Origin of the sequence: Flavobacterium sp. GCM10023249, from assembly GCF_042653365.1 — a bacterium.
In the GTDB taxonomy this organism is placed as follows: Bacteria; Bacteroidota; Bacteroidia; order Flavobacteriales; family Flavobacteriaceae; genus Flavobacterium.
Map to the genome: position 1 here is coordinate 14,476 of NZ_JBHSHZ010000021.1, position 18,930 is coordinate 33,405.

At 34.3% G+C, this 18,930-nt stretch carries 23 protein-coding genes; 16 read left to right on the plus strand and 7 right to left on the minus strand.

What is annotated here, in order from left to right:
* Nucleotides 1–16: 16 nt before the first annotated feature.
* The 4 genes from ACFO7M_RS15840 to ACFO7M_RS15855 all read left to right on the plus strand — a co-directional run bounded on the left by ACFO7M_RS15840 (nt 17) and on the right by ACFO7M_RS15855 (nt 2,728).
* Nucleotides 17–937 carry a hypothetical protein gene (locus ACFO7M_RS15840; protein WP_379736802.1) on the plus strand — a complete coding sequence of 307 codons (921 nt, stop codon included), beginning with the start codon at nt 17–19 and terminating at the stop codon, nt 935–937.
* A 30-nt stretch (nt 938–967) separates the two neighbouring features.
* Nucleotides 968–1,450 carry a hypothetical protein gene (locus ACFO7M_RS15845; protein ID WP_379736804.1) on the plus strand — a complete coding sequence of 161 codons (483 nt, stop codon included), beginning with the start codon at nt 968–970 and terminating at the stop codon, nt 1,448–1,450.
* A gap of 159 nt (nt 1,451–1,609) precedes the next feature.
* The gene (locus ACFO7M_RS15850) at nt 1,610–2,173 is read left to right on the plus strand and encodes a DUF4256 domain-containing protein (RefSeq protein ID WP_379736806.1); all 564 of its coding nucleotides are present in this window, start codon (nt 1,610–1,612) and stop codon (nt 2,171–2,173) included.
* A 15-nt stretch (nt 2,174–2,188) separates the two neighbouring features.
* Entirely contained in the window at nt 2,189–2,728 is a 540-nt protein-coding gene (locus ACFO7M_RS15855; RefSeq protein ID WP_379736808.1) for a GNAT family N-acetyltransferase, read from the plus strand.
* A gap of 6 nt (nt 2,729–2,734) precedes the next feature.
* On the opposite strand, the gene ACFO7M_RS15860 is transcribed toward ACFO7M_RS15855, so the two are convergent.
* The gene (locus tag ACFO7M_RS15860) at nt 2,735–3,493 is read right to left on the minus strand and encodes an oxygenase MpaB family protein (RefSeq protein ID WP_379736809.1); all 759 of its coding nucleotides are present in this window, start codon (nt 3,491–3,493) and stop codon (nt 2,735–2,737) included.
* Between the two features lie 120 nt (nt 3,494–3,613).
* Here ACFO7M_RS15860 and ACFO7M_RS15865 point away from each other — a divergent pair, with 120 nt between their 5' ends.
* From ACFO7M_RS15865 to ACFO7M_RS15875, 3 genes are all read left to right on the plus strand, one after another.
* Complete coding sequence (locus ACFO7M_RS15865) at nt 3,614–3,898, plus strand: hypothetical protein (RefSeq protein ID WP_379736811.1); 285 nt, start codon at nt 3,614–3,616, stop codon at nt 3,896–3,898.
* A gap of 197 nt (nt 3,899–4,095) precedes the next feature.
* Entirely contained in the window at nt 4,096–5,046 is a 951-nt protein-coding gene (locus ACFO7M_RS15870; RefSeq protein ID WP_379736813.1) for a hypothetical protein, read from the plus strand.
* A gap of 338 nt (nt 5,047–5,384) precedes the next feature.
* Nucleotides 5,385–6,413 carry a hypothetical protein gene (locus ACFO7M_RS15875; RefSeq protein ID WP_379736815.1) on the plus strand — a complete coding sequence of 343 codons (1,029 nt, stop codon included), beginning with the start codon at nt 5,385–5,387 and terminating at the stop codon, nt 6,411–6,413.
* Nucleotides 6,414–6,442: 29 nt separating this feature from the next.
* Here ACFO7M_RS15875 and ACFO7M_RS15880 read toward each other — a convergent pair whose 3' ends face one another.
* Both ACFO7M_RS15880 and ACFO7M_RS15885 read right to left on the minus strand, forming a co-directional pair.
* Nucleotides 6,443–6,763 carry a cytochrome C gene (locus ACFO7M_RS15880; RefSeq protein WP_379713237.1) on the minus strand — a complete coding sequence of 107 codons (321 nt, stop codon included), beginning with the start codon at nt 6,761–6,763 and terminating at the stop codon, nt 6,443–6,445.
* A 78-nt stretch (nt 6,764–6,841) separates the two neighbouring features.
* Nucleotides 6,842–7,774 carry a peptidylprolyl isomerase gene (locus ACFO7M_RS15885; protein ID WP_379736817.1) on the minus strand — a complete coding sequence of 311 codons (933 nt, stop codon included), beginning with the start codon at nt 7,772–7,774 and terminating at the stop codon, nt 6,842–6,844.
* Between the two features lie 21 nt (nt 7,775–7,795).
* On the opposite strand from ACFO7M_RS15885, the gene ACFO7M_RS15890 reads away from it, so the two are divergent.
* The 3 genes from ACFO7M_RS15890 to ACFO7M_RS15900 are packed head-to-tail and all read left to right on the plus strand — an operon-like array spanning nt 7,796 to nt 9,529.
* Nucleotides 7,796–8,281 carry a GNAT family N-acetyltransferase gene (locus tag ACFO7M_RS15890; protein ID WP_379713241.1) on the plus strand — a complete coding sequence of 162 codons (486 nt, stop codon included), beginning with the start codon at nt 7,796–7,798 and terminating at the stop codon, nt 8,279–8,281.
* Nucleotides 8,281–9,078, plus strand: a complete 798-nt coding sequence (locus ACFO7M_RS15895) for a class I SAM-dependent methyltransferase (RefSeq protein ID WP_379713243.1) — start codon at nt 8,281–8,283, stop codon at nt 9,076–9,078. The genes ACFO7M_RS15890 and ACFO7M_RS15895 overlap by 1 nt, the downstream gene beginning before the upstream one ends.
* 4 nt (nt 9,079–9,082) lie before the next feature.
* Nucleotides 9,083–9,529, plus strand: coding sequence for a DUF1569 domain-containing protein (locus ACFO7M_RS15900; RefSeq protein WP_379713245.1), 447 nt, complete (start codon nt 9,083–9,085; stop codon nt 9,527–9,529).
* 1 nt (nt 9,530) lies between these two features.
* Here the strand turns inward: ACFO7M_RS15900 and ACFO7M_RS15905 are convergent, their stop codons facing one another.
* Nucleotides 9,531–10,676: a sterol desaturase family protein gene (locus ACFO7M_RS15905; RefSeq protein ID WP_379713247.1), complete on the minus strand. Its 1,146-nt coding sequence runs from the start codon at nt 10,674–10,676 to the stop codon at nt 9,531–9,533.
* A gap of 108 nt (nt 10,677–10,784) precedes the next feature.
* On the opposite strand from ACFO7M_RS15905, the gene trmD reads away from it, so the two are divergent.
* Nucleotides 10,785–11,462: a tRNA (guanosine(37)-N1)-methyltransferase TrmD gene (gene trmD / locus ACFO7M_RS15910; protein ID WP_379713249.1), complete on the plus strand. Its 678-nt coding sequence runs from the start codon at nt 10,785–10,787 to the stop codon at nt 11,460–11,462.
* 203 nt (nt 11,463–11,665) lie between these two features.
* Complete coding sequence (gene rplS, locus ACFO7M_RS15915; protein WP_379713251.1) at nt 11,666–12,016, plus strand: 50S ribosomal protein L19; 351 nt, start codon at nt 11,666–11,668, stop codon at nt 12,014–12,016.
* A gap of 64 nt (nt 12,017–12,080) precedes the next feature.
* On the opposite strand, the gene ytxJ is transcribed toward rplS, so the two are convergent.
* Nucleotides 12,081–12,467 carry a bacillithiol system redox-active protein YtxJ gene (ytxJ, locus tag ACFO7M_RS15920; protein WP_379736819.1) on the minus strand — a complete coding sequence of 129 codons (387 nt, stop codon included), beginning with the start codon at nt 12,465–12,467 and terminating at the stop codon, nt 12,081–12,083.
* A gap of 6 nt (nt 12,468–12,473) precedes the next feature.
* Complete coding sequence (locus ACFO7M_RS15925) at nt 12,474–13,325, minus strand: archaemetzincin (protein WP_379736821.1); 852 nt, start codon at nt 13,323–13,325, stop codon at nt 12,474–12,476.
* 161 nt (nt 13,326–13,486) lie between these two features.
* Between ACFO7M_RS15925 and clpB the strand changes: the two genes are divergently transcribed.
* The gene (clpB, locus tag ACFO7M_RS15930) at nt 13,487–16,084 is read left to right on the plus strand and encodes an ATP-dependent chaperone ClpB (protein ID WP_379736823.1); all 2,598 of its coding nucleotides are present in this window, start codon (nt 13,487–13,489) and stop codon (nt 16,082–16,084) included.
* Between the two features lie 94 nt (nt 16,085–16,178).
* On the opposite strand, the gene ACFO7M_RS15935 is transcribed toward clpB, so the two are convergent.
* Nucleotides 16,179–16,694, minus strand: a complete 516-nt coding sequence (locus tag ACFO7M_RS15935; protein ID WP_379713258.1) for a hypothetical protein — start codon at nt 16,692–16,694, stop codon at nt 16,179–16,181.
* Nucleotides 16,695–16,938: 244 nt separating this feature from the next.
* Between ACFO7M_RS15935 and ACFO7M_RS15940 the strand changes: the two genes are divergently transcribed.
* The 3 genes from ACFO7M_RS15940 to ACFO7M_RS15950 are packed head-to-tail and all read left to right on the plus strand — an operon-like array spanning nt 16,939 to nt 18,885.
* A complete protein-coding gene (locus ACFO7M_RS15940) occupies nt 16,939–17,787 on the plus strand; it encodes an aldose 1-epimerase family protein (RefSeq protein ID WP_379736825.1) in 849 nt (282 codons plus the stop codon).
* A 1-nt stretch (nt 17,788) separates the two neighbouring features.
* Complete coding sequence (locus ACFO7M_RS15945) at nt 17,789–18,346, plus strand: GNAT family N-acetyltransferase (RefSeq protein WP_379736827.1); 558 nt, start codon at nt 17,789–17,791, stop codon at nt 18,344–18,346.
* A 29-nt stretch (nt 18,347–18,375) separates the two neighbouring features.
* Nucleotides 18,376–18,885: a hypothetical protein gene (locus tag ACFO7M_RS15950; protein ID WP_379736829.1), complete on the plus strand. Its 510-nt coding sequence runs from the start codon at nt 18,376–18,378 to the stop codon at nt 18,883–18,885.
* The last annotated feature ends 45 nt before the right edge of the window (nt 18,886–18,930 follow it).

Below are 18,930 nucleotides of genomic sequence, written 5' to 3' on the forward strand. Positions count from 1 at the left end.
AAGGCATATTAGATTTATGAAAGCAAAACTTCTGTTACTTTTCCTATTTTCAATGAGTATATTAGGCTATGGGAATCAGTCTATAAATGATTACATCAACATCAAAGGTACTCGTCTTTTAATTTCTCCACCGAAAGGATTTACTCCTTCTAAAAACTTTGTCGGATTAGATGGTGGCGATAAAGGAATAATTCAAGTAATGGACATGGTTGGTGGTAATTTTGAGTCCAACACTGCTACCTACACGCGATTGGAATTTGAAAAGAGAGGGGTGACCGTTTTAGATTTCAAAGAATTGACAATAGATGGATTCAAAGCCAAATTTGCTCATATCGTTGGGAATCAAAACATGGAAGGCATACAAATTGTTTTTGGTGATGCTACTTTTTCGGTAATGGTGAACGCTTTTTATCCTAGTCAATTTAGAGAAGAACAATTTCAAACTATCAAGAATTCCTTACTAACTATGAAATATGACAAGAAAATGGTTGTTGATCCGTTTGCAGCCAGTCATTTTTTAATACATCCGAACACATCAAAATTCAAATTTACTGAGGCATCAGCCAATATGTTTCTATTTTCTGAAAATGGTATAAAAAAAGAATCCTACGGAAACGATCCGATTGCGATGATTACAACTTATCCCTTTGACACTACAATGAAGAAAGAAAGTTTGATTGACAATATGATCAATGAGTTAGTCCAACAAGGGTTCATCAAAAAAGAAATAAAAACTACCGACGCGAAAAGCATAAATGGTTATGACAGCTTCATAGCTGAAGTCTATTTTCAACATAAATCCGAAGAGAAACTTGCTTATATGGCTGTTTTGATTAAAAATGATATCGTGGTATTTTTCAATGGAATGGCGCAATCCAAGTACGAAACCAATATCGTTGAATTTAAAAAACTTATTCAAGCGATTAAAATAAAATAAAAACATTCCGAAAATTCAACTGACTAACCAATGTCATTAAAAAATTACCCATTCATATTTTTCCTATTATTTTCAACTTTTAGTTTTTCACAAAAGATATTCGAAGAGCAACTTGGCCCCTGTGTTACCGATTATTTCACAATAGAATTGAAGGCTCCCATTGTTACCTGCGATAGTAGTACGCTATTGCGAACCTTTTGTGATCATTTAGACAAAAATCAGTTGGCCAAACTTCAGGGTAAACTGGCGCTACAAATAATCGTAGATGCCAATGGCGATTCTTGTTTGTTTAGTGTGACCAATAAAACGAACATCGAAACCAAAGATTTAAATCTAACTACAGTTGTCAATCATAATATAAAATGGACGAATTCTGAAGGAAATAAAATATGTGCGATGGTTCTATTGTCTTTCGAAGAAAAGTTCATTACAATAAAAAGACTTGGTTATTCCTTTGATGAGGGTTGGAAAGAATTTAACCCATTTGGAACTTTACGAAAAACTGAACCTTAAAACGTTGCAATCCGTTTTTTAACTCCTTTTTTGCTATTCATTCAATTTTATTATTTCGGGTTTCTCCCTAGAAACTTTTTGATTAAATTTACAACAAGGACAATTTGGAGTATTTCAATCCATTGTTTTTTACAATTGCTAATCGACTAAATCAAACCAATGAGTACCAAAAAAGAGTTATCACCAGAAGAAATAAACGTGTTGTACAGTACGTTGAAAAATCGATTTGAAATGAATATGCAACGTCATAAAGCGATTCGATGGGAAGATGTACAAATCAAACTGGAAAGTTCCTCCGATAAACTTTGGTCACTTAATGCAATGGAAACTACCGGTGGCGAACCCGATGTGGTTGGTTATGATACTCAATCCGATGAGTTTCTCTTTTTTGATTGTTCTGCAGAAACACCTTCGGGTAGGAGAAGTATTTGCTACGATCAGGAAGCCTTAGACAGCCGAAAAGAAAACAAACCTAAAGACAGTGCCGTTAATATGGCCAAATCATTGGGAATTACAATTTTGACCGAAGAAGAATACAGAACCTTACAACAGTTGGGTAATTTTGATACGAAAACATCAAGTTGGATAGATACACCTTCAGCTATTCGAAAACTAGGTGGCGCTGTATTTTGCGATTTTCGATACAATACCGTTTTTCTTTACCACAACGGAGCTGAATCTTACTATGCCGCTAGAGGATTCCGTGGTTCGCTACGCGTTTAACATACATTATACAGCATGATTCCTAGAAATTTTCAACCTTTTCCGGTTTTATCTACTGAAAGACTTACACTCAGAGCATTACATATAGACGATGCGCAAGCACTATTTCAACTGCGTTCCGATGCTGAAATCAATCGGTATTTGGATCGGCAACCTAGTAAATCTCTTCAAGATGTAACTGATTTTATTCGTAAAATTTCGGAAGGTATTCAGAACAATCAATATATCTATTGGGTAATAACACTCACTGATAGTGGAACATTTGTAGGGACAATTTGTCTTTTCAGCTTTTCTGAAAACAGTAATGAATGTGAAATTGGTTTTGAGTTGTCCCAACCCTACCAAAAGAAAGGCATAATGAAAGAAGCTGCAAATGCAATTATTAATTATGTATTTACAACTTTAAAAGGCCCAAAAATAAACGCCTTTACCCATAAAGAGAATCAAAGTTCAATTCAACTTTTGGAAGCGCTACATTTCAAAATCCAACAAGAATCGATTGAATACCATCCTAATTTACTTCAATTTGCACTGCAAAACCCAAACCATTTATAAGAAAAATTATACTACATCCAATTCCAAGATTTGAGCTTTATAAGATGGAGGCAATAAAATGGTTTTCAGTAACCAGTCCAATTTATAGTAGCGTAGCATTTTGTAACAGAGAACGAATAGCCGTAGTACTGAAAAATCCCCAAAATGCATTAGTTCTTTTACTCTTTGAGGAACCACTAACTTTTGTCCTTCAATCAATAACCAATACCTCATCTTTCCCAAATGCTTTCTATACTGCATAAAAAGATCGGTTGTATAATAACTTTCTTCCAGATTTTCAATCAAATGCGTCTCCCGAACCGGAAGCCAATCCAAGTAATTTTTCGGTAATTCCTTCAACCCCATTCCAATACCTACTCGATAAAAAACGTTGTATACCTCTTCTTTTTCAGATTCATTTAGTTTCCTCTCCAATAGTTCATATGCTGCAATAGAATAATGAATAAGCATAAAAAGGACATCTCTGTACGCCCAATCAGGAATAGAAGCTCCTCGCCTCTCCTCTACTCCCGAATGGATTGTATACATCTTTTCTATTGCCGCATTTGCTTCCTCCGTAGAAGAAAACACAATCCACCTGGCATATCTAACCGTAGAAAACAAACGTCCTAAGGGATCGGAAGGCAATTTGCCTGTAAAATACAACCAATCGACTGCTTTGTTGAGTGCAAATTCAGCAGAAGCGCCGGCAAAAATAAAAAGTATAGTATCGCTTTTCCCCCAAATAGCTCGAACTACCGAATCCTTTTCTACAAAATCCTTCATATTGTTTCAATTGATTTCTACAAAATTACAAATAATTTTAATTTAAAAGTACTTTGTATTTCAAAGTTATTTATATTTGCACTATAAATACTTAATTATCAATCTAAAGAAATCAATTTTATGAAAAACAAAAGAGTAATTGGAATTGTAGTGACCGTAGCTTTACTATTATTAATTCCCTTAATCGCAATGCAATTCACGAATGAAGTCGTATGGACACTTTCGGATTTTATCATTGCAGGCATCTTATTATTAGGTACAGGTTTACTGTGTGAACTCGTAATCAGAAAAATAGCCACACAAAAAAACCGAATCATCGTGTGTGGAATTATACTTGTACTTCTCGTATTAACTTGGATTGAAATGGCAGTTGGTTTATTTGGGAGTCCAATAGCTGGCTCTTAATGTTCAAAATCGCGATTCAATTCTCAAAGCTAAACCGAAATGTTTAGCTTTTTTTTGCTAACTATTGATAAAGCAACTCACTTAAAAAAGTATCTTTACAGTTAGTTTCATCAAAGCTATATTGAGAATAATAAACCCATTGGTTCTATACATTCACTTGATGACACTTCCGAATTTACACCTTGTATTGCTTTAAAATGAAACAAATAAAAGAAAAGTATGGCCTTCTGATTACTGGAGTTGTAATTGGAGTTGTTTATGGACTTGCTACCCGATTACTCTTTGGTGAAAAAGCTACTTTAGCTTCGATAACATATCTATTTGTAATACCTACAGTATTAGGTATCATCCCATTACTATTTACCGATAAAGAAAAACTAAAAGCTTACAGAAACATCATTTTTATCCCTTGGCTGACAATCGGTTGTTTTTTTATGACCTTGTTTTTATTCGGTATTGAAGATTTTATCTGTATGCTACTTCTTGCTGCACCTTTTTTCATTTTAGGTACAATTGGAGCATTACTTTATATATTCTATCAAATTCATTCAGAAAAGAGAAAAGATCGCTTGTACTCTATCTTACTCCTTCCGTTTATCTTGGCTCCTCTTGAGAATTTAATTACATCACCATCGGAAATTTACCAAATAAAAAGCGAAACGATAATTGCAGCCAATCCAACAACAATTTGGAATCATATTGTCGAAGTAAAACCAATTCATAAAAGTGAATATCCCTCTGGATTTTTTAATACAATTGGCATTCCCACACCTCAACGAGCAACCGTTAATCGAAAAGCCTTGGGTGGAGAAAGAATCGGTCATTTCGAAGGAGGCTTGCAATTTATAGAAACCATTAATGAATACAATGAGAATAAAAAAGTCTCGTTTGGTATTGCAATAGATGCTAAAACAGTCCGAAAAAAAGTATTTGACCAGCATGTTTTGAATGGCAATTACTTTGAATTTGTAAATGCAGCTTACGAACTGAATCCCAACGGTAAAGGGAAAACAAAACTAACTTTAACAACACACTACCGATTGACATCAAGAGTGAATTTTTATGGAAAATTCTGGAGCGATTGGATTTTAAAAGATTTCCAAGACCGCCTTTTGCAGGTAATTCAAAAACGTTGTGAAAAGGAATAAGCAACATTTTTTTAAGGTAACCCAGTATTGCAATTCCAAACAAAACGCAATAAATAAACAACATTGAAAAGTTTTTTTCATTTGATTACCTTAAAAATGGAAATCGAAAAGGTCAATAAAGTTAACTTCTTGGCTATGGCCAAAATCCACTTAGAAATTACTCAAAGTAATTTGTTTCCAACAAATCGATGGTTTTGGATACATATAACGAATGGAAGCTAATCAAAAAACAGAAAGTGCTTTAAGTGAAAAAAGAATAAATACAAATTTAAAAAACAAAAAGATTGAATTACGTTTGCAAAAAATAAACCCAAATATAGATTACCTATAATTCAATCATGCACAAAAAAACATTTTTATTTTCTTTGCTCAGCTTTTTTGTAGTTCTTTTCATTTCCTGCTCAGACAATGAAGATTCAACGCCAAAAAAACCAACCGTTTATGCAGTAGGCTACATGTATAACGGAACTAACGCTTATGTTGCTACTTTATGGAAAAACGGGAAAGCCACTTTTCTTGGAACTAGTCATTCAAGAGCATTTTCAGTTTATGTAAACGGAAAAGATGTTTATGTTGCCGGTTACGAAGATCAAGGAACAAAAAGAGTTGCCAAAATCTGGAAAAACGGAGTAGCAACCTCATTAACAGACGGAAGTAAAAATGCCATTGCAGAATCTATCTTTGTTTATGGCAACGATGTATATGTCGCCGGTTTCGAATATGATGGCACTGATTACCTTGCAAAGGTCTGGAAAAACGGAATAGCAACTCCATTAACAAGCGGTACAGAAAAAACCATAGCATATTCTGTGTGTGTTTATAACAACGATGTATATGTAGCAGGTGAAATTTACAAAGGTGCCTTCAATACTGTTGCAGTATTGTGGAAAAACGGAGTGGCCACCAATTTAGTAAACAGTATCTATCCATCAAGCGCTAGATCTGTAATGGTTTCCAATAATGATGTTTATGTAGCTGGAAGCAAAGAAAACGGTGTGGATTATATTGCCACTATATGGAAAAATGGGACCGAAACACCTTTAGCTCCAGAAAGCAACAATTCATTTGCCAATTCTGTTTTTATAACGGAGAACAACGTTTATGTAGCCGGTTCACAAATGGTTGAAAATAAACAAACTGCCAGAGCTTGGAAAAACAACGCTATCACATCATTAACCTCTGGAAATTTACCTTCACTGGCTACTGATATATTTGTCAGCGGAACCGATATTTATGTCACTGGCTATGAACATGACGGACCAGGTTTTAATCCTAATTACAAAGGTAAGATATGGAAAAACGGGAATGTTATTCTGACCGTAAACAGCATAGAGGACTCAGAAATCTATTCCATTTTTGTAAAATAAAAAAAAACATCCTTTGATGGGGTTTCCTTTTATAATCCGGCTACCAGATAATTGTATATCAATACTTTTTCTTCCTCAGTAATTTTTGCTTTTGGCGCCATTCTGTCTAAAGTGACTACCCAACCCTCTTTGTCATGTTTCGATGCTGGAAAGAGTTTATGACAATTGGCACAACTGTCTTCATATAATGATTTTCCTTTGGCCAATTCTGGAGTCAAAATCGTTTCTGTTACAGTTTCGGTTGTTGCAATTACAACTTTAGGCGGAGCAGTAGTAGTTGCCACTTTAGGTGAACAAGCATATAACACGACTCCTAAAACAGCCAAAGCTGTCCATTTTGAATTCTTCATACTCATTTAGGTTTGTGGTAAAAATAAAAAAATCCCAATTCAAATGAATCGGGATTTAAAATTTATTAAATGTTGTGATTATTTCACGTCCATTAATTCTACATCAAAAACTAAAGTGGCATTAGGTGGAATAACTCCCCCTGCTCCTCTTTCACCATAACCTAAATAGGCTGGAATTACAAAACGTGCTTTGTCACCAACTTGCAATAAAGCAATACCTTCATCCCATCCTTCAATCACATTACCGCGACCTAATGGGAATTCAATTGGTTTTTTTCTAGGGTATGAACTATCAAAAGTTTTCCCGTTTTCTAATGAACCTGTATAGTGTACCGAAACTGTTTTACCAGCTTCAGCTTGCTTACCGTTACCTTTTTGAATGATTTTATAACGTAGTCCGCTTTCTGTTTTTTCAAAACCAGCCGCTAATTTTTCCATAGCTTCTTCCGCTTGGCGTTTCGCTTCTTCAATTCTTTTCAAACGAGAACCTTCAAACGTACGGAAAGACTCAACTGCATTCCATTTTTCAGCTTCTGCTCCTACTCTGATAATTTCAACACTTTCTAAAGTATCACCTTGAGCCACCGCATCAACCACATCTTGACCTTCAACCACCTGACCGAAAACTGAATGTTTACCATCTAACCATGGTGTAGCTACATGTGTAATAAAAAATTGCGAACCGTTTGTGCCAGGACCAGCGTTAGCCATTGATAATACTCCTGGTTTGTCATGTTTCAATGTCGGGTGGAATTCATCGTCGAATTTATATCCAGCATCACCAGTTCCTGTTCCCAAAGGACATCCTCCTTGAATCATGAAATCAGGAATAACACGGTGAAATTTCAATCCGTCATAATATTTATTTCCTTGAGGCTTTACAGAATTTTCTAAATTCCCTTCCGCTAAACCAACAAAGTTCCCTACTGTACCAGGTGTTAAATCGTGAGTTAATTTTACTAAAATCGACCCTTTTGAAGTATTAAATTTTGCGTAAATACCGTCTTGCATCGTAATTATAATTAAATTTGAATGACAAAATTACGATTTTATATTCAAATGGAGATTAAAATAATTGGATACAATCCACAATATAAAAATGACTTTATAAGATTAAACAAAGCTTGGCTAGAAGAATACTTTTATGTTGAACCACATGATTTAGAAACGTTCAATAATATTGAAAATGACATTATTGAAAAAGAAGGAGAAATATTCTTTTGCCTTGTAGACCAAGAAATAGCTGGAACAGTTGCCATGATAAAAACTAATGATGAAACTTATGAGCTAGCTAAAATGGCGGTTGACAAAAAGTTTCAAGGAATGAGGTTGAGTAATTTATTAATGGAAGCTTGTATTGAATTTGCTCAAGAGAATAATGCAAAAAAAATATTTTTGGTTTCTAATAGAAAATTAAAACCTGCTTTAAACTTATATACTAAATTTAACTTTATTGAAGTCCCAATGGACGAAACAGATTACGAAAGAGCAGACATACAAATGGAACATATATTATAATGAGTGATTTAAATTATTTAGAGATTAATAAGAAAACATGGAACGAAAAGACAGACTTTCATGTTGATTCTGAATTTTACGCAAATGATGATTTTTTAAAAGGAAAATCATCCCTTAATGAAATTGAACTAAAATTAATAGGAGAAATTAAGGGTAAGTCTATTTTACATCTACAATGTCATTTTGGTCAGGACACTTTAAGTTTTGCTCGAATGGGAGCCAAAGCTACTGGAGTTGATTTATCAGACAAAGCAATCGCAAAAGCAAAAGAATTCAACGAGCAATTAAATTTAGATGCAAAATTTATTTGTTGTGATATTTATGATTTACCGAATCATTTGGACGAACAATTTGACCTTGTTTTTACCAGTTACGGCACCATTGGTTGGCTTCCAGATTTAGATAAATGGGCCAATGTTGTTTCTCGCTTTTTAAAACCTCAAGGAAAATTCATTTTAGCTGATTTTCATCCAATTGTATGGATGTTTGACAACGATTTTAAAGAAGTTTTCTATAGTTATTTCAATGTAGAACCAATAATTGAGGAAGAATCAGGAACTTACGCCAATAAAAATGCATCATTGGAAACCAAAACCATTACTTGGAATCATCCTACAAGTGAAGTTTTAAATGCCCTTATTCAATCGGGATTAGAAATTAATTCTTTTAATGAATATGATTATTCTCCTTACAATTGTTTCAATCAGACCGAAGAATTTGAACCGGGAAAATTCAGAATAAAACATTTACAGAATAAAATCCCAATGGTATTTGCAGTGGAAGCGACAAAAAAATAAAATTATGGCTAGTATTTTCAATCCGAATGACAATCAAGATTTAATCAATCGAATTGACCGTTTATCACCTGAATCGCAAGGATTATGGGGTAAAATGACCGTGGATCAAATGATGTCACACTGCATTGCACCTATCGATATCGCTTTTGGCAATACGCAATTGAAAGCCAATTTTCTATTTTCTTTATTGGGACGACTCATTAAAAAGAAAATCATTACTGCACCTAAGTTCGGAAAAAACAGTCCAACGGCTCCTGATTTTATCCGAAAAGGAAGTTATGATTTTGATAAAACCAAATTAGAACTCAAAGAAAAAGTACAAATGTTTAAAGACGGTACACAAGTGATTAAAACCAACAAACATCCTTTCTTCGGTCCGATGAGTTCTCAAGATTGGGACAATTTACAATGGAAACATCTAGATCATCACTTGAGACAGTTTGGAGTATGATTTATCTCGTAGATTTCGAATATTCTTCCATATTTAAATCTTTATCGAATGGACTTTTGGTAAAGGGATAAACTGCTTGTTTTATATAACCTTTAGGAAAATTTGTTTCTAATAAACCCGTGTCTTCCGGCCAGACATTGTTGGGTAAATAATAGGTTCCAAATAGCTTATCTATAAACGGGAAGATAGTCGCAAAATTTTTTCCATAATAGTCTGAATTTTTACAATGATGCCAATGATGGTATTGAGGTGTAGCAAACACATATTTAAAAAATCCGAAGTCAATTCGTGTATTTGAATGAATAAGAACGGCATGGATAGCCATAAAAATTACGTAAATATTAAAGGTAATCGTTGAGAAACCCAAAACATAAAGCGGCACAAATGCCATGGAGCGGGTAACAAAAATATCAACGAAATGGGTTCTTGAACCTGCCAACCAATCCATATTTTCGGTAGAATGATGAATCGAATGGAACCTCCATAAAAAAGTATGGGAGTGAAAAAAACGATGTGTCCAATATTGAAATAAATCAGAAATAAAGAACGCAAAAAATAACTGTATCAGAATGGGTAGCGTTTGAACATAACTTTGAATTCCATCCAATCCCATCCAACCAAAAAACAATTTAGCCGGCTGCTGAGTAATTACTCCAAAAAATTGTACCAACAAATGACTAACAACGAAATACATCAAATCTGTCTTCCATTCCTCATGAAAAGTTGGCTGGTTCTTACGTTTAGGAAAAACTATTTCTATCGGCACAAATATAATCGCCATCAAAAATAAATCTAAAATAAGCCAATCTAATCCTAAATGAACTTTGGTCACGTTAACACTTCTTGGACTAACATCAAACCCTCCCAATACAATTGCAAAAACACAAAATGCCATTCCATATAAAGCCCATTTTTTCTGGTTACTCCTCATAAAACTTATGACAGCAAAAAATAGAGAAGCAATGATAACAGCCGTTAGCAATACTTTCATTGATTCACCAGTATAAACATTTCTAAATTCAGGAGTGGTAAGCCATTCAGGGTATTTAAAACAAAAAACACCTAAAAAAGAAAGTATACCTAAAAAAACAGATGTATACCCACTTATAATTCCTTCACCAAACTTTACATTTTCTTTAATATCCATAACCAGTAGTGTGCTTTCAACTTTAATTTTCCAAATTTAGCCTTTTATATTCCTTAAACAATTTTACTCAATTAAACTTTTAAACTATTTTTGTCCAAATTTTAAGTCATGCGCATAGACATTATTACTGTACTACCCGACCTGCTTCGAAGTCCATTTGAAGGTTCCATCATGAGAAGAGCTATCGATAAAGGATTGGTAGAGGTTCATTTCCACAATTTAAGAGATTATGCCCACGACAAACGCAAAAGCGTAGATGATTATCAGTTTGGAGGTGGTGCCGGAATGGTAATGATGATTCAGCCGATTGACGACTGCATTACAAAACTTAAATCAGAGCGTACTTACGACGAAGTTATTTATATGACTCCTGATGGTGAAACCTTAAACCAGCCCATGGCCAACAAAATGTCAATGTATGAAAACATTATTATATTATGCGGGCATTATAAGGGAGTTGATCAAAGAGTTCGCGACATGCATATTACCAAAGAAATTTCAATTGGTGATTATGTGCTTTCCGGAGGTGAAATAGGCGCTATAGTATTCTGTGATGCCTTAATCCGACTAATTCCTGGGGTATTAAGTGACGAAACCTCTGCATTGACTGATAGTTTTCAGGACAATTTACTATCACCACCAATTTATACCCGTCCAGCCGAATACAAAGGCATGAAAGTACCTGATGTATTGTTGAGTGGTCATTTTGCCAACATTGAAAAATGGAGAGAAGAAAAGGCTTATGAACATACTAAAAACCGAAGACCGGATCTTTTGGAAGAATAAAAAATAAGAATCAAATACAAAATTCCAAATTCTAAAAAGGAAAACATTAAATATCAAACACTTACATTCGGGATATTATTACAAATAATTTACGTTTTTGTTTTTGTAGTTTGGAAATTTTAACTAATTTTGCCCCACATTTGACCAACCTCTGGCGAAATCCGTGAATGTTGCTCGATTTTTAACCATAATAATTTATTACGATGGCAAGTTTATTAGATTTCGTAAATAACGAATTAACTGCAAAGAAAGATTTCCCTGCTTTTGGTGCTGGTGATACTATCACTGTGTACTATGAAATTAAAGAGGGTGAAAAAACAAGAACACAGTTCTTCAAAGGAGTTGTAATCCAAAGAAGAGGTACTGGTGCTACTGAAACTTTTACAATCCGTAAAATGTCAGGTGCTGTAGGTGTAGAGCGTATCTTCCCTATCAACATGCCAGCTTTACAAAAAATTGAATTGAACCAAAGAGGTAAAGTTAGAAGAGCTCGTATCTACTACTTTAGAGATCTTACTGGTAAAAAAGCTAAAATCAAAGAAAGAAGAGGTTAATCTCCATTTCACGATTAATAAAAAAACCCGAAGTATTTCGGGTTTTTTTATTGCTATCAATTAATTACACATTTCTCAAATCTCCTGCCTGAATATCGCTGTGAGAAGCATCATGAACTACCAGTTCATTTTTCAAGACAATAATCTGTGGTGACTGATGCACTACATTAAATTTAGCCGCAATCTCATTGGAAATTGGCCTAAATTCCAATAAATCTAAGTAATATGGCTTTACAAAACCCGACACCACATCAAATTCATCTTCAAATTGTTTTAGCACCATTCTGCTAATATTACATCGCGTACTATGTTTAAAAATAACAATAGGTTGACTATTTGACTCCTCAACGATTGCATCCAATTGTTTTATATCTGTCAACGGATTCCATTCTATTTTAAGAGAATTACGTTGTTGCTCTTCATTCCCAAATAAATTCTTAAAAAAACTCATGTTTTACTATTCTATTAATTCTAATTGATTTTTCATTATTTCTGCATCGCTGCTCAAATAATGTCTTTGATAAAAAGCGATCAACTTTTCAAATCGCTCTTTTTTATCTAACTCTAAATTCCATACCATTTTTTTTAGGCAAACCGAACATAGCGTATTAGGCTTTCGATCATCTTCACTCAAAGAATTCACACCATTCATCACACATTTAGCATATGTGCAATGCCTCATTTTAAACATGTGTCCAATTTCATGGGCAGAAGTTTTAATTGCGCGTCGTAAACCTACGGAATAATCCTTATTATTGGGTTCATACCTGGCAATCGAAGTAATCCCGATTCCTTCCGAATAGGTGGCCAAACCAAAAACAAAATTCCAAGAAGGTTTGGGATATAAATCTTTTGATGTTATTGCCATAATTGCCAAGGCATCCTTGGGCTTCATAGCAGGAATAACTTTATGCAATAAAAAGGAAGCATCCAATTGTTCACCTTCATCATTCCACCTTCTTTTGTCTTTAGGAACCATTTCATCCTTAATTGTTTTCATTCGGATTGTTTCTATTCCATAAAACAATTCCAAATACTCCACTGTTAAATCTACAATTCTACTCTCCTGAGCAGTAAAATCACCCATAGGCAATATGTAAATTTTATTTCTGATTTTCTCAGGCCGCATAGGTTTGAGTTTTACATACTCTTCAAAGGTCTGCCCTTTTTCAGGATGATCCGCAAGCCATTCTCCAGGAATTGGCTTCCCCAATGGAACATCATTTTGTGCCAATTTTTGAAATTCATCCTTACAGGAAATAAACAAAAAGGATGTTATTATGGCAATAAAAAGAATAATTCTACCCATTAAACTATTGAATATAAGACATTTTGTCTTGGTTTCTAATTAACAAAACTTTAAAACAAGTCAATTTGTCTTGATTTTTTGAATTGGAATACAAATTGTCGATTGGAAAACAAAGTTAGACAAATAACTTTCTTAAAAATACTAAAACAACAACATACAATATGAATTTAAACAATTTAACAATCAAATCGCAGGAAGCCTTACAGCAAGCACAGCTAATTGCACAAGGCTTGAGCCATCAGCAACTGGAAAACGAACATATCGTAAAGGCAATTCTGGAGGTTGATGAGAATGTTACTCCATTTATATTGAAAAAATTAAATGTAAACATTGAGCTATTTCAGAAAGTTTTAGAAAGCATCTTGACTAGTTTCCCGAAAGTATCTGGCGCAGACATCATGCTATCTCGGGATGCCGCTTCGACAATTAACGAAGCCAATATCATAGCCAAGAAAATGAATGATGAATACGTTTCGATCGAACATTTACTATTGGCCATTTTTAAATCAAAAAGCAAGGTAGCACAAATTTTAAAGGACCAAGGAGTAACAGAAAAAGGATTAGAAGCTGCAATCACAGAAATCAGAAAAGGAGAACGTGTGACTTCGGCATCGGCGGAAGAAACCTATAATTCACTGAACAAATATGCTAAAAACCTCAATGAATTGGCCCGTACCGGAAAATTAGATCCCGTTATAGGACGTGATGAAGAGATTCGACGCGTGTTACAAATTTTAACCCGACGTACCAAGAACAACCCAATGCTTATTGGTGAACCAGGTGTAGGTAAAACCGCTATTGCAGAAGGTTTAGCCCATCGCATTGTAGATGGCGATGTTCCCGAAAATCTGAAAGATAAAATTGTCTATTCGTTGGATATGGGTGCTTTGATTGCAGGAGCCAAATACAAAGGAGAGTTTGAAGAACGATTGAAATCTGTGGTAAAAGAAGTTACCTCAGCAGAAGGTGATATTGTATTGTTCATTGATGAAATACATACTTTAGTTGGTGCTGGTGGTGGTGAAGGCGCAATGGATGCCGCAAACATTCTAAAACCTGCATTGGCAAGAGGTGAATTAAGAGCTATTGGCGCCACAACATTGGACGAATACCAAAAATATTTTGAAAAAGATAAAGCATTGGAGCGTCGTTTCCAGAAAGTGAATGTAGACGAACCCGATACGGAAAGTGCCATTTCAATTCTCCGAGGCATCAAGGAAAAATATGAAACACACCACAAAGTTCGTATTAAAGACGAAGCGATTATTGCCGCAGTTGAATTATCACAGCGTTATATAACCAATCGCTTTTTGCCGGACAAAGCAATCGACTTAATGGACGAGGCTGCCTCTAAATTAAGAATGGAAATCAATTCAAAACCAGAAGAACTGGATGTATTGGATCGTAAGATAATGCAGTTGGAAATCGAAATTGAAGCCATCAAAAGAGAGAATGATGAAACCAAATTAAAATCGCTAGGCTTGGATTTGGCCAATTTGAAAGAAGAACGCAATGAAATCTTTGCGCGCTGGAAATCAGAAAAAGATTTGGTAGATAATATCCAATCCGTGAAACAGGAAATTGAAGATTTTAAGCTAGAAGCTGAACGTGCAGAAAGAGATGGAGATTACGGTAAAGTAGCTGAAATCCGCTATGGAAAAATTAAGGAGGCACAGGAAAAATTAGATCAGTTACAAGTCCAGCTCGCAGAAAATCAAAAAGGGAATTCTTTAATCAAAGAAGAAGTAACACATGACGATATTGCTGAAGTAGTTGCTAAATGGACAGGCATTCCGGTGACTAAGATGCTACAAAGCGAAAGAGAAAAATTACTGAATCTTGAAAAAGAATTACATCAACGCGTTGTAGGTCAGGAAGAAGCCATTGTCGCCATTAGTGACGCTGTTCGTAGAAGTCGTGCCGGGCTACAAGATGCAAAAAAACCAATTGGCTCTTTCTTATTCCTTGGCACAACTGGTGTTGGTAAAACAGAATTAGCCAAAGCACTGGCCGAATATCTTTTTGATGATGAAAATGCCATGACTCGAATTGACATGAGCGAATACCAAGAAAGACACAGCGTGAGTCGCTTAGTTGGTGCGCCTCCGGGATATATTGGTTATGATGAAGGTGGCCAATTGACGGAAGCTGTTCGTCGCAAACCATACTCTGTAGTATTGTTGGATGAAATTGAAAAAGCACATCCGGACACTTTCAACATCTTGTTACAGGTTTTGGATGAAGGAAGATTGACAGACAACAAAGGAAGATTAGCCGATTTCAAGAATACCATAATCATTATGACCTCCAATATGGGAAGTCATATCATACAGGAAAAGTTTGAAAACTTAAAAGGAGGAGTTGAAGCTGCAACTGAAGCTGCTAAAATAGAAGTTTTAGGATTACTCAAGCAAACGGTTCGTCCTGAATTCATAAACCGAATTGACGAAATCGTGATGTTCACACCATTGAGCAACGACAACATACGAGAGATTGTTAGCTTACAATTAAAGAGTGTAACCAAAATGTTAGCACAACAAAACATTACTATGGATGCCACTCCCGAAGCAATAGCTTATTTATCAGAAAAAGGATATGATCCGACATTTGGTGCAAGACCAGTTAAAAGAGTGATTCAAAAAGAAGTGTTAAATGAACTTTCAAAAGAAATTCTTTCGGGAAAAATAACCACTGAAAGTATCATTTTACTAGATAGTTTCGACGGAAAATTGGTTTTTAGAAATCAATCCACAATATAAGTTTACACGTTTTCATTTATTGTTTTTAGTAATCTAAAAAGGCTGCCCAAAATTTGGACAGCCTTTTTAACTTTTTTTTAGATTTTTGATTGGATTAAATCCCAGCTAATATACTTCCGTTGGGATCAACAATGATTCTTTTAATGTCTTTTTCTTTTTTTAATTTGAGATTGTATTGCTTTTTAATTACGTCACCATTACTTTGTGTATAAAAAAACTTATCATGAACAATAGTCCATCCTGGAAATTCTTTGTACACCGAAAAAATCACTGCTCTTGGCAATTGAACTTTTTCATATTTTTCAACTACACGCATTAATTTTCCTTTTTCATTATAGGTTGCTGCAAGAGAAGCATCTTCGCCTTCAAACAAGACCAAATATTCATCATAACCATCAGGGGTTTTACCCAAGTTATAACCAATAAATTTCTTTTGCATATCACGAACCCTTAAATCTGGATTTTTATCAGGCAAATAAACTGAAAAATCCTCACCCGCTTTTTTGATTACCACTGTAGGTAATTCTTCTGATTTCAATTCGCTTTCAGAATTCTGAGAAAAAACAGAAATTGAAAACATTGCTACTACTACTAAAATTGATAATTTCATACCTAAAAAATTTAATTAGACATTATTGAAAAAAAAAGTTTCCAAAACTGAGTATTTGAAAACTAGACTGATTGATGATTAAATAATGTCTTTGGAGAGTACGAAAAGATATTGGAGTAAAATTAAACCTAATTACAAAGTACAACTGTTAATTAATAGTTTATGCTATGTTAAATAACTATGTTTAATTTAGCAGGAATTTTATCTTAAACCCTGTTAAGAGTATCACAACAAAATATTAAAAATGATCATCGAATTAAAATCATCCGAATCCATCGTAAAAATTAGTTCTCTAGGAGCAGAATTGCTCTCTTTTCATAGCAACAACACCAATTATATTTGGACTATCGATGAAAAATTCTGGAATAAAACTTCACCGCTATTATTCCCTATCGTAGGCCGTTTGAAAAATGATGAATATTTTTTTTCTGGGAAATGCTACAAATTACCTCGACATGGCTTTGCCAGAAACCTTCACTTTGAAGTATTCGAACAGACCGAAAATTCGGCAGCTTTTGTAATAAAAGAAAATCAGGAAACATTGAACAATTATCCCTTTTGCTTCGAATTAACAATTAAATACACCTTAAACGAAAATACATTAGATATCCTATATTCTGTTAAAAACAACTCAACCATAGCAATGCCTTTTTCATTAGGAGCTCACCCAGCATTTAGAATTGATTCGAATTTTGACGAATATAGCCTTCATTTTGAAAAAGACGACATACTTATTCATCACGAACTAGAGAACGAAGGTTTTAACGGAAAAACAAGCTTAATTCCATTAGAAAAAAATAAGCTAGCGCTATCCTATAGTCTTTTTGAAAAAGATGCAATTGTGCTTAAAACGTTAAATTCTGAAAAAGTAACGCTTCTCAAAAAAAATGTTCCCTATTTGACTGTCAATTTCAAAGGATTTCCGCAACTTGGCATTTGGACAAAACCTCGCGCACCTTTCATTTGCATCGAACCTTGGCATGGTTTCGCCGATACACATAACTGCTCCGGAAATATTCTGGAAAAAGAAGGAATCAACATAATACAACCTAATGAAGTATTTACCACTTCACTTTCAATACAAACTTTATAACATGGAACCAATTTCATTTTTACCATTCACCAATCTAGAAACAGAACGATTACTCTTACGTCAAATCACTCCAGATGATGTTCAGGAAGTTTTCGAATTACGAAGTAATCCAGAAATCATGAAACATATCCCGAGACCTTTGGTTACAAAAAAAGAAGAAGCCTTGGACCATATTCAAATGATTGAGGAAAAGATTGAAACTAATGAAGGAATCAATTGGGCTATTACACTAAAACCTGACAACAAACTATTAGGAATTATTGGTCATTACCGTATTAAATGGGAACATTACCGATCTGAAATTGGTTATATGCTTCTGCCAGAAGCACAGGGAAAAGGAATTGCTACCGAAGCCATACGGTTGATGATTGACTACGGCTTTAAAAATATGAAGATGCATTCTCTTGAAGCTATTATAGATCCGGAGAATTCGGCATCGGCAAAAGTTTTAGAAAAAAACGGATTTGTAAAAGAAGCCCATTTTAAGGAAAATGAATTCTTCAATGGAAAGTTTATTGATTCAGCAATCTATTCCTTAATAGAAAAGGGGAATCAATAAATTTTTAAAATTATATTTGCATCCCCAATATGTTGAGAAAAATTAAAAATATATCCATCTTTGTAATTGTCACATTTTATGTGTTACAGTTCTCCCCTTTATTTTCTGATGTATTTATCGAAAACATAAAGGAAATAAGATATAATGCTCAACTTTCAAAACTACATTTGGCAGAAACTAAAGAATTATCCATTAGTTATTGGAATTCACTTGGCAAAAAAAAAGAACTTAAAATCAATGGAGTTTACTATGATGTAGTTTCTTATAAAAAATCGGGAAATAAAATAATAGCTACATTAGTAAAAGACAGTTACGAAGACAAATTTAAAACTGCTCTTGAACAGTTATTCAGCGTGAAAGAGCCTATAAACAAGAACAAAAAGAAAATCCAAAAATCAAACTTAGTAGTCACTATAGTAACTTCCACTGCAGAAGACAACACAGTCACGGAGTCCAAAAAATACTATTGTTCTAATTTTAGGGAAGTTAAAGGAAAAACTAACAAAATTGTTGTAACAAACCTACGACCTCCCTGTTAATTATTTCTTATCTGTTTTTTTTTGAGGATTCAATTCATTTTGTTT

What these genes read in the sequence shown, in the direction of transcription:
- ACFO7M_RS15840 (WP_379736802.1), top strand. Translation starts at nt 17, where the DNA reads ATGAAAGCAAAACTTCTGTTACTTTTCCTATTTTCAATGAGTATATTA.
- ACFO7M_RS15845 (WP_379736804.1), top strand. Translation starts at nt 968, where the DNA reads ATGTCATTAAAAAATTACCCATTCATATTTTTCCTATTATTTTCAACT.
- ACFO7M_RS15850 (WP_379736806.1), top strand. Translation starts at nt 1,610, where the DNA reads ATGAGTACCAAAAAAGAGTTATCACCAGAAGAAATAAACGTGTTGTAC.
- ACFO7M_RS15855 (WP_379736808.1), top strand. Translation starts at nt 2,189, where the DNA reads ATGATTCCTAGAAATTTTCAACCTTTTCCGGTTTTATCTACTGAAAGA.
- ACFO7M_RS15860 (WP_379736809.1), bottom strand. Translation starts at nt 3,493, where the DNA reads ATGAAGGATTTTGTAGAAAAGGATTCGGTAGTTCGAGCTATTTGGGGG.
- ACFO7M_RS15865 (WP_379736811.1), top strand. Translation starts at nt 3,614, where the DNA reads ATGAAAAACAAAAGAGTAATTGGAATTGTAGTGACCGTAGCTTTACTA.
- ACFO7M_RS15870 (WP_379736813.1), top strand. Translation starts at nt 4,096, where the DNA reads ATGAAACAAATAAAAGAAAAGTATGGCCTTCTGATTACTGGAGTTGTA.
- ACFO7M_RS15875 (WP_379736815.1), top strand. Translation starts at nt 5,385, where the DNA reads ATGCACAAAAAAACATTTTTATTTTCTTTGCTCAGCTTTTTTGTAGTT.
- ACFO7M_RS15880 (WP_379713237.1), bottom strand. Translation starts at nt 6,763, where the DNA reads ATGAAGAATTCAAAATGGACAGCTTTGGCTGTTTTAGGAGTCGTGTTA.
- ACFO7M_RS15885 (WP_379736817.1), bottom strand. Translation starts at nt 7,774, where the DNA reads ATGCAAGACGGTATTTACGCAAAATTTAATACTTCAAAAGGGTCGATT.
- ACFO7M_RS15890 (WP_379713241.1), top strand. Translation starts at nt 7,796, where the DNA reads ATGACAAAATTACGATTTTATATTCAAATGGAGATTAAAATAATTGGA.
- ACFO7M_RS15895 (WP_379713243.1), top strand. Translation starts at nt 8,281, where the DNA reads ATGAGTGATTTAAATTATTTAGAGATTAATAAGAAAACATGGAACGAA.
- ACFO7M_RS15900 (WP_379713245.1), top strand. Translation starts at nt 9,083, where the DNA reads ATGGCTAGTATTTTCAATCCGAATGACAATCAAGATTTAATCAATCGA.
- ACFO7M_RS15905 (WP_379713247.1), bottom strand. Translation starts at nt 10,676, where the DNA reads ATGGATATTAAAGAAAATGTAAAGTTTGGTGAAGGAATTATAAGTGGG.
- trmD (WP_379713249.1), top strand. Translation starts at nt 10,785, where the DNA reads ATGCGCATAGACATTATTACTGTACTACCCGACCTGCTTCGAAGTCCA.
- rplS (WP_379713251.1), top strand. Translation starts at nt 11,666, where the DNA reads ATGGCAAGTTTATTAGATTTCGTAAATAACGAATTAACTGCAAAGAAA.
- ytxJ (WP_379736819.1), bottom strand. Translation starts at nt 12,467, where the DNA reads ATGAGTTTTTTTAAGAATTTATTTGGGAATGAAGAGCAACAACGTAAT.
- ACFO7M_RS15925 (WP_379736821.1), bottom strand. Translation starts at nt 13,325, where the DNA reads ATGGGTAGAATTATTCTTTTTATTGCCATAATAACATCCTTTTTGTTT.
- clpB (WP_379736823.1), top strand. Translation starts at nt 13,487, where the DNA reads ATGAATTTAAACAATTTAACAATCAAATCGCAGGAAGCCTTACAGCAA.
- ACFO7M_RS15935 (WP_379713258.1), bottom strand. Translation starts at nt 16,694, where the DNA reads ATGAAATTATCAATTTTAGTAGTAGTAGCAATGTTTTCAATTTCTGTT.
- ACFO7M_RS15940 (WP_379736825.1), top strand. Translation starts at nt 16,939, where the DNA reads ATGATCATCGAATTAAAATCATCCGAATCCATCGTAAAAATTAGTTCT.
- ACFO7M_RS15945 (WP_379736827.1), top strand. Translation starts at nt 17,789, where the DNA reads ATGGAACCAATTTCATTTTTACCATTCACCAATCTAGAAACAGAACGA.
- ACFO7M_RS15950 (WP_379736829.1), top strand. Translation starts at nt 18,376, where the DNA reads ATGTTGAGAAAAATTAAAAATATATCCATCTTTGTAATTGTCACATTT.